Annotated in this window: 14 protein-coding genes; 11 read left to right on the top strand and 3 right to left on the bottom strand. The window is 38.6% G+C overall.

Translation table 11 applies throughout. The features are described from left to right. Positions 1–61 precede the first annotated feature (61 nt). From J7I93_RS19005 to J7I93_RS18980, 6 genes are all read left to right on the top strand, one after another. Positions 62–907, top strand: coding sequence for a DegV family protein (locus J7I93_RS19005; protein WP_214727569.1), 846 nt, complete (start codon positions 62–64; stop codon positions 905–907). A gap of 173 nt (positions 908–1080) precedes the next feature. Then, positions 1081–2697 (top strand): sensor histidine kinase, encoded by a 1617-nt coding sequence (locus tag J7I93_RS19000; RefSeq protein ID WP_214727568.1) that lies wholly within the window; start codon positions 1081–1083, stop codon positions 2695–2697. An 86-nt stretch (positions 2698–2783) separates the two neighbouring features. Continuing rightward, a complete protein-coding gene (locus J7I93_RS18995; protein ID WP_214727567.1) occupies positions 2784–3764 on the top strand; it encodes a nucleoside hydrolase in 981 nt (326 codons plus the stop codon). Positions 3765–4269: 505 nt separating this feature from the next. After that, positions 4270–4848, top strand: a complete 579-nt coding sequence (locus J7I93_RS18990) for an SCO family protein (protein WP_214727565.1) — start codon at positions 4270–4272, stop codon at positions 4846–4848. 120 nt (positions 4849–4968) lie between these two features. Then, positions 4969–5814 (top strand): SGNH/GDSL hydrolase family protein, encoded by an 846-nt coding sequence (locus J7I93_RS18985; protein WP_214727563.1) that lies wholly within the window; start codon positions 4969–4971, stop codon positions 5812–5814. Next, positions 5804–6388 carry a YpmS family protein gene (locus J7I93_RS18980; protein ID WP_214727561.1) on the top strand — a complete coding sequence of 195 codons (585 nt, stop codon included), beginning with the start codon at positions 5804–5806 and terminating at the stop codon, positions 6386–6388. Before J7I93_RS18985 ends, J7I93_RS18980 begins: the two co-directional genes overlap by 11 nt. Before the next feature lie 79 nt (positions 6389–6467). On the opposite strand, the gene J7I93_RS18975 is transcribed toward J7I93_RS18980, so the two are convergent. After that, entirely contained in the window at positions 6468–7238 is a 771-nt protein-coding gene (locus tag J7I93_RS18975) for a DUF4397 domain-containing protein (protein ID WP_214727559.1), read from the bottom strand. 385 nt (positions 7239–7623) lie between these two features. Here J7I93_RS18975 and rsgA point away from each other — a divergent pair, with 385 nt between their 5' ends. The 4 genes from rsgA (at position 7624) to J7I93_RS18955 (ending at position 10313) form a co-directional block, all read left to right on the top strand. Further along, complete coding sequence (gene rsgA / locus J7I93_RS18970) at positions 7624–8682, top strand: ribosome small subunit-dependent GTPase A (protein WP_214988146.1); 1059 nt, start codon at positions 7624–7626, stop codon at positions 8680–8682. 138 nt (positions 8683–8820) lie between these two features. Next, positions 8821–9360 (top strand): peptide-methionine (S)-S-oxide reductase MsrA, encoded by a 540-nt coding sequence (msrA, locus tag J7I93_RS18965; protein ID WP_214727556.1) that lies wholly within the window; start codon positions 8821–8823, stop codon positions 9358–9360. Then, a complete protein-coding gene (msrB, locus tag J7I93_RS18960; protein WP_214727555.1) occupies positions 9357–9797 on the top strand; it encodes a peptide-methionine (R)-S-oxide reductase MsrB in 441 nt (146 codons plus the stop codon). Before msrA ends, msrB begins: the two co-directional genes overlap by 4 nt. A gap of 18 nt (positions 9798–9815) precedes the next feature. Beyond that, entirely contained in the window at positions 9816–10313 is a 498-nt protein-coding gene (locus J7I93_RS18955; RefSeq protein ID WP_214727554.1) for a PTS sugar transporter subunit IIA, read from the top strand. Positions 10314–10362: 49 nt separating this feature from the next. Here the strand turns inward: J7I93_RS18955 and J7I93_RS18950 are convergent, their stop codons facing one another. Both J7I93_RS18950 and J7I93_RS18945 read right to left on the bottom strand, forming a co-directional pair. After that, the gene (locus tag J7I93_RS18950) at positions 10363–10962 is read right to left on the bottom strand and encodes a DUF502 domain-containing protein (RefSeq protein WP_214727553.1); all 600 of its coding nucleotides are present in this window, start codon (positions 10960–10962) and stop codon (positions 10363–10365) included. A 38-nt stretch (positions 10963–11000) separates the two neighbouring features. Continuing rightward, the gene (locus J7I93_RS18945; RefSeq protein WP_214727552.1) at positions 11001–12092 is read right to left on the bottom strand and encodes an SGNH/GDSL hydrolase family protein; all 1092 of its coding nucleotides are present in this window, start codon (positions 12090–12092) and stop codon (positions 11001–11003) included. 190 nt (positions 12093–12282) lie between these two features. Here J7I93_RS18945 and J7I93_RS18940 point away from each other — a divergent pair, with 190 nt between their 5' ends. Continuing rightward, positions 12283–12450 (top strand): YjcZ family sporulation protein, encoded by a 168-nt coding sequence (locus tag J7I93_RS18940; RefSeq protein ID WP_214727551.1) that lies wholly within the window; start codon positions 12283–12285, stop codon positions 12448–12450. The last annotated feature ends 70 nt before the right edge of the window (positions 12451–12520 follow it).

The following is a 12520-nucleotide window of genomic DNA, read 5'->3' as shown; positions in this document are numbered from 1 at the left end:
TTGTATATTGCTTAAATGTATAATATGAACTAATTGTTGATGCTGGGGATGTGAAAGTATAATGAGCAAAATTAAAATTGTAACAGATTCTACTGCCGATCTGTCTCATGAAATAATTGAAAAGTATGATATTGAAGTCGTTCCATTATCTATCCATATTGAAGGAAATACATATTTAGACCGGGTTGACATTACCCCATCTGAGTTTATGCGGAAAATGAAAGAAGCGATTGAACTTCCAAAAAGCTCCCAGCCCCCCGCTGGAGCATTTGTTGAAGTATATGACCGATTTGGAAAAGAAGGATATGAGATTCTTTCAATTCATATGACAGGCGGGATGAGTGGCACAGCCCAGTCTGCTGAAAGCGCAGCCGGAATGTCAGATGCAAAGGTTACAGTAGTAGATTCCAGATACATTTCTAAAGCACTGGCCTTTCAAGTGCTGGAAGCAGCAGAAATGGCTAAGGAAGGAAAAAGTGTGGAAGAAATTGTTGAGAGGCTGGATACAATTCGTGAGAATACAAAATTATTTGTAGTGGTGGATACTCTTGAAAATCTTGTAAAAGGGGGAAGGATTGGCAAAGGCAAAGCGATGATTGGGTCTTTGCTAAATATAAAGCCAATTGCATCTCTTGAAGGAGGCGTATACACACCAGTTGCAAAGGTAAGAAGCCATACTCAGGTTGCAAAATATTTGGCTAAGCAATTTGCCGGGGATGTGAAGGGGAAAGCGATTAAGGGTGTAGGACTCGTGCATGCAGAAGGTCAGGGGCTTGCTTCTAAGCTGAAAATGCTGATTGAAGAAATGACTGGTTATGAACACATTAAAATAGAAGAAACAACGCCAATTATCAGCACCCATACTGGTCCTGGAGCGATTGGCTTTATGTATTATTTAGAAGATTAATTATTAACGCATGGTTTCCTTTATGGAACCTTGCGTTTTTTTATTTGGCTTTTTTCTAACATGAGTAATTGTATGCAATTTTAAAAAAATTTCTCAATTAAGAGGTATTCTTGCGAGCTTTAACGAAAAAGGTTAGTTAGCTATTTACAATAGAAGGATTCGGTGAATGTTTTATGAAAGATCAAATCAAAAACCTTCCTTTATTCAGAAAAGTGCTATTATTCTCCTTTCTTATAACATTCCTTGTTACAGTGTTTACGGCGGGTATCAGCTTTATGGTTGAAACCAGACAGATGGAGGAACAGCTTTCAAACAGGGTAACGGAAATGGCTTCTCTTTGGAGCTCTGTTATTGCTCATGAAGATGTTGAAAAAGTAGAGGAATTTCAAGATCCTGAACATCCAGCCTATAAAAGGCTTGAACATGTGATCTCTTTAGTAGATGAAAAAGCATCCTTTTCTAATGCTTCCCTGTTTATGCCTGAAAAAAATCATGATCGTTCAGTGATGTACTTAGTAACTTCTAAAAGCCAAAAGAATATTGGATTGGAACCCTTCTCTAATTATTCAGCAGGAGAGGCGTTTTTAGAGGGTTTTTCTAAGGCGATTAGCCAAAAGAACACGGCATCGAGCAAGGTTTATCGCGATCAATATGGAATGTGGATTTCTGCCTTTGCACCCATTACTGACTCGCAGGGAAATATTACAGCCATTCTATGTATTGATATTGATGCAGCTGTGATAGACTCATTTCAAAAGGATTTGGCTTTGTATCTGTCAGGTTTCTTTTTAGCCATTATCATCCTTGTTTATTTTATTTTAAGACGAGGGCTAAAAAAGGTTCTAGAGCCGATCAATGATATAATCTCAGGCTTTAAAGAAGTGAGCAGCGGAAACTTTAATGTGAAGCTAAAGCCATCAAATCAGTCGGACTTGGGGGTTCTTTCCGAAAGATTTAACTTTATGACAAACCAGTTGTCCATTCTTTTTGAGAGATTGTCTGCAACTTCGGAACAATTTGGATCCGTTCAAAGGACCGTCCCTTCTTCACACCGGTTTGAAGAAGCAATAGGTGAAATGGAACACATCATGCAAAGAACAAAAATCCTGAAGGAGCTTCAAAGAGCGGAAAAGATGAATGCAATCGGCCAGCTTGCAGCATCGGTCGCCCATGAAATCAGGAATCCAATGACAGTGGTTAAAGGTTTTCTGCAAATCTTTTTGGCAAAAGACCAAATGAGTGAAGAAGAACGCATGTACATAAAGCTAATGATTGATGAGATGGACAGGGCTGAGACAATTATTAATGATTATTTATCCCTCGCTAAACCAGATTTGGATCAGGTTGAGGACCTTGATGCAGGTGAACTGGCGTCAAAAGTGATGGATTTAATGAATTCTTATGCCATGATGTCTAAAAACATCTCTGTTGCATCGAATATTTCCGATGGTGTTTTCATTAGGGCGAACACCAGTGAGCTAAAGCAAGTACTGATCAATATTTATAAAAACGGCATTGAAGCGATGAAAGACGGAGGAAGATTATCTTTATCGGTCTTTCAGGATGGCCAATATGGAGTTTTTGAAATAAGGGACTCAGGGATAGGCATGACAAAAGAGGAACTGGAAAGATTGGGAACAGCCTTTTATTCTTTAAAGGAAAAGGGAACAGGAATGGGACTGCTGGTTTGTTACCAGATCATTGAAAGAATGAAAGGACGAATTGAGGTTGACAGTGAAAAAGGAAAAGGAACAGTTTTTAAAATATACATTCCAATAGCCAAAGAGTAAAAAGGAAACAAGCCAATACCTAGAAATTGAAAAAAATTGCCATTTCTTTTCCCTCACTGAATACATTTAATTAGGGAGGTGGGGGGATGAAGAAAAAAAATGTTCTTTTTTTCAGTGATTTTGGAATTGATGACTTTGTTGCTATTATTTTTGCCTTTTTCTCTGAAGAGATTAATATAGTTGGAATTGTAGCTGATTATGGGAATGTGTCAAGGGAAGATGCGTTGAGAAATGCTGCTTATCTGAGGGAGTTGACCGGCCAAAAAGACATACCTGTATTTAGCGGAGCCGTTTTGCCCCTGACTGGAGAAGTTCCAATATATTACCCGGATGTTCACGGGTTGGAAGGGCTTGGCCCAATTGTACCGAAAATAGAACAAAATATTGATTTATTTGAAAACTTTGATGAATTTAAAGAGCTGGTTGACAGATATGAGAATGACATCTGCATCGTTAATGTCGGCAGACTTTCCTCTTTGGCGGCCGCGTTTATCCTTTACCCTGGGCTCATGGGAAAAGTAAAAGATTTTTATATAATGGGTGGTGCTTTCAATGTCCCCGGGAACGTTACCCCTGTCGCTGAAGCCAATTTTTACGGTGACCCATACGCGGCAAATGTTGTTTTTGATAATGCTCCGGTAAGTATTCATGTATTCCCGCTTGATGTTACAATGTCTGCAATTATAACACCTGCTTTAATAGATGCTCTGGATGCTTATTATCAATCTGTACAAAATAAAGTGGGTCTCCTAGTGAAACCAATGGTCGATTATTATTTCCAATTTTATAAGAATACGTATCAAGGCATTAGCGGGAGCCCTTTGCATGATTTATTTACGTTTTGGGCCATGCTTGATATGGCAGAGGTTCAGTATAGGGAAGTGCCTGTAAAGATAATTGTAAATCGAGGTGAAGCATTCGGGCAAAGCATTGGTGACTTTAGGAATGTTCCACCTGAGGATAAGATGAAATACCGTATCCATAAAATAGCCGTACAATTTAATTATTCTTCTTTTATTAAAACATTTTATGATGTAATGACAAATCATAAGACAAGAACACCCTAATTAGCAGGGTGTTTTTTCTTGCGGACTCAGTTGTTTTGTGGGAACCGCTGGTCTAAAGCAACCGTCTCCAGTTGATATCGTTGAATCGAATTGTTTTTCGAAACCATGTTCATCACCTCAATCGTTATATAGATCTATTTTTAAAATAGGCTTGTTTCTACTGCTAAATTCATTTTTAAAATCCTGTTGATTGGAGTGGAAGTTGGGAGATACTTGAAAATGCATTCGAGAAAGCATTGGCAGAAGAAATAAAAAAAGAAATTTAAAAGCTGGTAAAAGACCTGCAGGAGAAAAATATGCTGCAACTAGGGGGAAGCCGATGACAAATAAAAGGTGGCGAAGTATACAAAAATGCACCTTTGAAATAAAAGTGGAAAATACTCTTGTCAGAACAGGTGTAATCGACTAATGAAATTCTGTTCACAGGTTTGTCACAGGTATTTCTTTCTTCTTTCATGAATATTTGCTAAAATTAGCTTCGTAACTAATTAAAGCAGGTGAATTTATGAAATTACGAGTTTTGGCAATGATTAGCTTAGCTGCTATTCTACTTCTTTCAGCATGCGGACAAAGTGGAATAAAAAATGCTTTAAATTGGGAGCTGGCAGATTTTACTTATATCAATCAAGATAATGAGGAATTCGGTTTAAAGGATCTTGAAGGTAAGGTTTGGGTTGCAGACTTTATTTTTACAAACTGTGAAGATGTTTGTATGCCCATGACAGCCAACATGAAAAAGCTTCAGCAGCTGGCTGAAGAAGAAGGCATTGAAAATATTGAGTTTGTTTCCTTTAGTGTTGACCCTAAAGTTGATACACCGGAAGTGTTAAAAGAGTTTGGATCTCAATATAGTGCAGATTTCAGCAACTGGCATTTTCTGACCGGTTATGCCCAGGAGGATATCGAGCAGTACGCTATGGATTACTTTAAAACAATAGTGAAAAAGCCGCAAACTGGAGATCAGGTAATTCATGGGACAGATTTTTACCTAGTCGATCAGGAAGGCAAAGTAATGAAATACTATACTGGACTTGCGGAAATTCCTTTAGATGAGATCATCAAAGATATCAAAGCCTTACAATAGACCTTTTAGAAGGTCTTTTTTTCTTTTTTAGTCTTGTTAATCAAACTTTAAGAGGTTTGTTTTTTTCCAATAAGACGCACATGTTATAATATGAATGACTTAATGGGGGCAGGTGATAATATGTTCAGAAAATTCACCTTCATCTTTTTTAGCTTGTTTCTGCTGGTTTCCTGCAGTTTTAATCCTTTAACCAATAAGGATATAGTTCAGCCTAACAAACAATCAGAACTATCTGCGAAAGAACAGATTCCACTGGATTTCTTTCCAAGAAATCTTACGATTGCATCTGTTGGGGATTCCTTAACTCAGGGTGTTGGCGACAGCACTGAACGAGGCGGCTATTTGCCTTATCTCGAAGAGCTATTGGAACAGGAGAGAAGTGTTCAAGATGCAGCTTTATATAACTTTGGTGTTAGAGGCAATCGTTCCGATCAATTATTGAAGAAATTAGCGACTGATGAAGTAAAAAATGCTGTGAAAAATACAGATGTAGTTATCATAACCATCGGCGGGAATGATGTAATGAAAGTGGTGCGCGAAAATTTTTCAAACCTAAAAATGAAAGCTTTCACAAAGGAAAAGATAAATTATGAAAAAAATTTAACTGAGGTTTTAAATACAATAAAAGAGGTAAATCCAAATACTAAGATTGTTTTAATAGGTTTATATAACCCTTTCTTAAAGTGGTTTTCAGAAATTAGGGAAATTAATGATATTCTTGAAGACTGGAACAATACAAGCCAAGCCATTTTAGCACAGTATCCAGGAACCTATTTTGTTGAAATTGATGATATATTCCAAAATACACAGGAAAATCTCTTATTTACCGACTATTTTCATCCAAATGACAAAGGATATGAATTAATAGCAGGGCGTGTCTATGAAACCCTGACAGAAGAGGTTTTAAAGGAGCTGCCATATAAAAGAGAAACAGCAGGAAATGGAGAGAGTGCAGTTGAAAGATAACAAGTGGAAAAATCTATTTTTTGTTTTGCTGGCGATTAATGCATTCATTATCATATTTTTGCTTATTTTTATTAGCTTGCCAGCTGAAGATGAAGAATATATAGCTAACAAAGTTAATGAAAGTAATTATGTACCTTTTAATATTCAGGCAAATAAAGAGGATCTTAATAGGGTAATTAACCATTATCTTGAAAAAGAAGGGCTGACCGGAGGAGCGATTGATTATAAAGTGCTGCTGAATGACGAAGTGGATTTATATGGATCAATCCCATTTTTTAGCCAGGATCTGCAAATGAAGCTTTCGTTCGAACCGGAAGCATTGGAAAACGGGGATGTAGTTCTTCAGCAGAAATCAATATCCGTCGGGCAGATGAATCTGCCTGTCTCCCATGTTCTGAAATTGGTCAGGGATCGTTATAAACTTCCCGAAGGGGTCACCATTCAGCCTAAGGAAGAAAGAATATATGTGTCACTGCAAAAAATGAAGCTTAAAAGTGATGTGAAAGTAAAAGTGGATGAATTTAATTTAAAACAGGATGATATCCGATTTACTCTTTTAGTTCCTGTAAAATAATTAGCATGGATAAGGAATCCTTTCAGAAACTGAAAGGATCCTTTTTTTATTATATGCTGGCTACTTTTTCGAATCAGCATCAGCCAGGAAGAATGATTGCTTCTAATTCAGGCTCACCAGCTACGGAGCCCACTGCCAATAAGGTATATACCTGATCTGCCTTAAATTGGGTGCGCGGTATTGCTAAGGCAACATTCGGAGTACCGGCAATTCTCGCTTCCAAATCGACAGTCATTGGGGTTAAAGCCAGATATTTGCTGGCCTGCCGGAACGATATGTTCGGAAAAATCACATCCCGATTTTTTACAGCAATATCGACAGCCGGGGCATCCGGTGAAAGATGGACAAACCTGATTTTTGTTTCTCCGGATGGCACATCAGGCTGATCTTCTAAAACCACAAGCTTTAACTTGGCGGCGTTTCCTGCGGCAATCACTGTATATACCTTCCCTGATTCAACTGTAATCTTTCTGCTTAAAACAGTAGAAACCATATTTCCTGCTGGGTAAATATCAATCTGGTATCTTCCTGCCGGCAATGATAGGTAATCACTTGCTTCTTTATATGGAAAGTCCTTCAATATTCTTGTGCCGTTTACATAGATATCAACTGGGCCTGCATCAGGTGATGTATGAACAATGCGTACTTTTGCTGTTGCTTGCTGGGCTTCTTCACCTGCCGGCATCATATTATTTGTGCGCATCATATGCATAGCATAGTTAAGGCAGTGAAGATGTTTCTGATAATAGGCAATATGTTTAGCTGGATCTATATATTTAAAGTATTGTGCTAAAAGGTCATACTTTGCTGCTTTTTGAAAATACCATTGCTGGTTTCTGTCTTTAGCCATACTCCTCGCTCCTATCTCATTTGCTTACATCTCTAACATATGCGCTTCTTTGGGTTGGTGTCACAACTTGAAGGAGCCCTTTAATCCTTAAAGATAAGATGAAAATTAAATAAAGTCTTTACTTTTGGCGTAATCTTCCATATAATAAAAATAAATAAACGAAAGCGGGTGATGTGCTATGACAAAGGGAATTCTTGTTTATACGTTCATTGTAAATAATTCAGGCACAGCCCAATTTGAATTCGTTTAATCGAGCGGAAACTGTAATGTTTTTCTATGCTTATTAAACCATGGGCTGATGGCCTATGGTTTTTTGGTTTGCGAAAATACGGAATTGGCATAAGAAGTACCTTCCAAAATAATAATAAGCATGGAGGAACAAACCTTGACTATTAATAACTATGGATTTGATGATTATTTTAAAGAAGCATTTTCAGCATATGAACAAAAGGAGTATCAAATTGGACGTGTCGCCTTAGAGCATAAAAGGATGTACCGTGTCTGGACGGAAAAAGGGGAAATGCTTTGTGAAGTAACAGGCAAATTCTCATTTGAAGCTACTGCCAGAGAAGACTACCCGGCAGTTGGTGATTGGGTTGTGATTAAAGAGAGGGCAGGTGAACAGCGTGGGTCGATTCATGCTGTGCTGCCAAGAAAAAGCAAGTTCTCAAGAAAATCTGCGGGAGTAAGTACGGAAGAACAAATTGTTGCCGCTAACGTGGATACCATCTTTCTAGTTAACTCACTTAACGAGGATCTAAATTTAAGGAGATTGGAAAGATACTTGCTATTATCCTGGGAAAGCGGTGCTAACCCTGTCATTGTTCTGACAAAGGCAGATCTTTGCAGTAATCTGCTGGAAAAGCTTGAAGAAGTAGAAAGTATTGCAATGGGGGTCCCTATTGTTTCAATTAGTGTAGTAGAAGAGAAGGGAATAGAAGGCTTAAAGCCATTTCTTGCACCAGGTAAAACAATAGCATTGCTTGGTTCGTCAGGTGTAGGAAAATCGACACTCACAAATTATCTGCTTGGGCAGGAAAAGCAAAAGGTCCAGGATATCAGAGAAAGCGATGACAAGGGGAAACACACAACTACACACCGTGAACTCATTCTGCTTCCTGAAGGTTCGGTGCTGATAGACACTCCGGGAATGAGAGAGCTTCAGCTGTGGGAAAGCGAAAGCGGACTTTCTGAAAGCTTTACTGATATTGAATCGGCCGCAAAAAACTGCAAATTCAGGGACTGTACACACGAGAATGAACCAGGATGTGCTGTTATCCTGCAGGTCGAGGAAGGTACCCTTTCCCGTGGGCGCCTTAATAGCTATAAGAAGCTTCTAAAGGAGCTTGCTTATTTGGACAGAAAACAGGATAAGCGGGCCCAATCGGAGGAACGCAAACGCTGGAAAAAAATCAGCGCTGCCGTAAAGCATAAAAGAGTATAAAATTTCAGAAACCTCTTCATTGAAGGGGTTTCTTTTGCATATGAAAGATATTTTCATTAATCTTATGTATATGGCGTAAAATCTTCTTTTAAAGGGAAAATGTAAAAGGTAGAGAAGTGCCGGAAAGAGGTGGACAGAATGGGAGATAAACATTACGAAGCAGCAACATTTGCAGGAGGCTGCTTTTGGTGTATGGTGAAGCCATTTGATGAACAGCCTGGAATCAAGGAAGTGATATCCGGCTATACTGGGGGAACAGTCAGGAACCCTACCTACCAGGAAGTATGTTCAGAGACAACTGGCCATTATGAAGCAGTCCAAATCGTGTTTGATCCCCAGGTTTTTCCTTACGAAAAGCTCCTGGAATTGTATTGGCAGCAGATTGATCCGACAGATGAGGGCGGCCAGTTTTACGATAGGGGCCAGTCCTACCAGACAGCCATTTTCTATCACAATGAAAACCAAAAACAACAGGCAGAGGAATCGAAGCAGGAGCTGGAGGAAAACGGTCCTTTTACAAAACCGATTGTGACAAAAATACTTCCGGCTTCAGACTTTTACCCTGCAGAAGGTTATCACCAGCATTACTACAAAAAGAATCCAGGAAGGTACGAAGCTTATCAGACCGGATCGGGAAGAAAGGCCTTTATAAAGGCACACTGGGGTGAAAGCATATGAAGAGCAATAAAGAGGAATTAAAGCAGAAACTCAACCCTATGCAGTATGATGTAACTCAGAATAATGGTACAGAACCTCCATTTCGTAATGAATACTGGAATGAATTTAAAGATGGAATATATGTGGATATTGTATCTGGAAAACCTCTCTTCAGCTCAAAGGATAAATATGATGCAGGATGTGGATGGCCGAGCTTTACCAAGCCTATCGAAGAGAATGAAATTTTGGAAAAAGAAGATCAGAGCCATTTCATGGTCAGGACAGAAGTGAGAAGCAAAACAGCAGATTCACATCTTGGCCATGTTTTTGATGATGGGCCGGGACCTGCAGGCCTGCGTTACTGCATTAATTCAGCTGCTCTTAGGTTTATTCCCAAGGAGAAGCTAGAGGAAGAGGGCTACAAAGAATATCAGAAATTATTCGATGATGCAAATTAAGAATTGGAAGGTGTTTTTATGTTTAAAAAGCTATTTGGAAAAAAAGAAACTTTAAAATCTTTAGAAGTTAAGGCTGCATTAACAGGCACAGCTATTAATCTTGAAGAAGTTCCGGATCCAGTGTTTGCTGAAAAAATGATGGGGGATGGCGTTGCTATCGAACCTTCAGAAGGGGTAGTTGTCTCACCAGTAAATGGAGAGATTATGCAAGTTTTCCCGACAAAGCATGCCATTGGAATACGCGCTGAAAATGGGGCGGAAATATTAATTCACATCGGTCTTGAAACGGTCTCCATGAAAGGGGAAGGATTTGAGACACATGTTTCTGAAGGCACAAAGGTTAATGTAGGCGAAAAGCTAGTTACGTTTGATTTGGATCTTGTTAAAGAGAAAGCGAAAAGCACGGTTACTCCAATCATCGTAACAAATGGCGACAAGATTGCATCACTTGAGAAAAACGCTGAAGGTCCTGTAACAAGAGGTAACTCTCCAATCATGACAATTACGGCAAAATAAAAAGGAAAGCCGCCTTGGATGGGCGGCTTTTCTTTTTATTATTTATTTATTACATAGAATGTTCCTTAACTGGATTCCCCTTTGAGGTCATTCCTCCTGAAAGAATAAACTTCATGGCGTTTTCAGGCTTAACACCAATAATCTCAACATGTTCTTTGGGGATTAAAAAAGTGAAGCCTGCTACCTGAAAAGTTTGGGGAACATATACAGCTATATATTCCTTTAGGGGATGATAAAAATCCTCCAGCTCTTCCGAGGTTATGAACCCAAGGCTCTTCATTTCAGTTCCGGGTATCGTAACAAGTGCTACTTTTGAGAATGACTTTTTTTCGCCCAAAAAAGAGTGGACAGTATCCTTAATCACCGAGTAAATGGTTTTAACAAGGGGAATTTTTTCAAGGAGGCGATCAACTAGCTTGATAATAGAACCGGTAATAAATTTTGTTGAAAGCCAGCCAAATAGAGTAATCAGTACTAATGTAGCCAAAAGTCCGACACCTGGAATATAATCTTCTTTCAGATAGGGCTTCAGGACATTCCCCATAAGGCTATCCAAAAATAAAAAAGTTTTGACAACTACAAAAATCGCTAAAATAATGGGCACAATGGTTATAATCCCATTAATAAAATTCTTTAACAAGCTTTTCATACCTTTATTTCTCCTCTTCCAAACGGGAAAAAATTTTTCTATTCTGCTTTTGTCAGGATGGAAGAAATCTGTATGACAGAATCGTCCAAATTATTATTGACTGATTTTTCACCCGACACAATAAACTTTACATGATGGGGACCATTTTCGAGCCCGCTCGCAATATACTGATATCTTTCTTTTGTTAAAGGCCACCATGCAGAAAGCGATGTAACAAAAACTTCATCAATAAAAACATCCATCTTGCTTCCCATTTCGCTTCTGATCATATTTACTCCTAAAAAAGGACCGGTAAACTGATATTCCAGGCTGTCACCAGGTTGGCTGCTTTCCCAAATGCCGTCCTTGTGCATAAATGAACCTGATATGTCTGTTACATGCGGTATAGAAGCAATTTCAAAGTCTGTATCCTCATTAATTGGAGCGGATAAGGCAGCTGTTTCTGCTTTATTAGCAGTAAATTCTTTTAACTGTTTATATAAGGTATTTGCATAGATTTCATAACCCGCATCATTGGGATGGACCATATCCTTTGTCAGTTCCTCGATAGGCTGTCCTGATTGTTCAAAGGGTTTTCTCATATCAATATTTTTTGCTCCATAATGATTTGAAATCGTTGTTATAGCCTGGGCAAACCCTTCATTGTCAAGCGGGCTTTCAGTAATTGTAATAATTTCTGTATCAGGATAAAGCTGTTTAGTCTTCCGGATCAATCCTTCATAAAAAAACGAGAATTCCTCTTCATTCATATATTTACGGTCATTTTCCCCAAAGACGATAAACGTTAAGTCAATTTTTCCTAAATGCTTTGATTGCTGCAGCTTATAGAAACCTTCAAACGCGGTTGCGCCGCTCTGTACTAATGAATGTCGCTTGGCTTTAATCCCGTACTCTTTATTCAAAAGCCGTTCAAGCCGGGAAAACCATGCCGTTGATTTTGAGGTTGCGCCTGAACCCCTGCCGATGCTATCTCCAATGATAAGATAATTGATATTCTCTTTGCTGGCCAGTTTTTCATAAACACTAGTAGGATTGGCGCTTTCTGCTTTTGATATGCTATCAAATAATTGATACAAACCATAAATAAAAGTGATGATAAAAAAATATATGCCAATCTTCCTTTTCTTCATTGGTTTGCCCCCCATTTTTTACAATTTCCTTATTGTTATCGTACCCTAATAATGCCTATGGTGAAAAGCTTAAATATGAGGTAAAGCGATTTTTTATTAAAAATGGGCAAATGCACATGCGGGTCAAGTCCCTGCCACATACATTAATATTGAAAATGCCCAAGAAATCTTTGTTGAGGAGTGATTGTTAATGTATAAAGGTGCAGTTGCTGGTGCAGGTTACGACCAATGCTATCCTGGATATGGATATCCTGTAGCAGGTGCTCATTACGGCGGAGGTTATGGCGGATTTGCCTTAATCGTTGTATTGTTCATTTTATTAATTATCATCGGAGCATGCTGCTGCGGCAAATGGTAATATAATGGATTTAAAGAGGGCTGTCCTTAAGGGGCAGCCCTTTTTTATATTTGGCTGTTTTCGCAAAGTT

This window comes from Bacillus sp. ISL-47 (assembly GCF_018613175.1).
GTDB lineage: Bacteria > Bacillota > Bacilli > Bacillales > Cytobacillaceae > Cytobacillus.
Note: the sequence above shows the minus strand (reverse complement) of the source record. Positions and strands in the feature narration are given on the sequence as shown.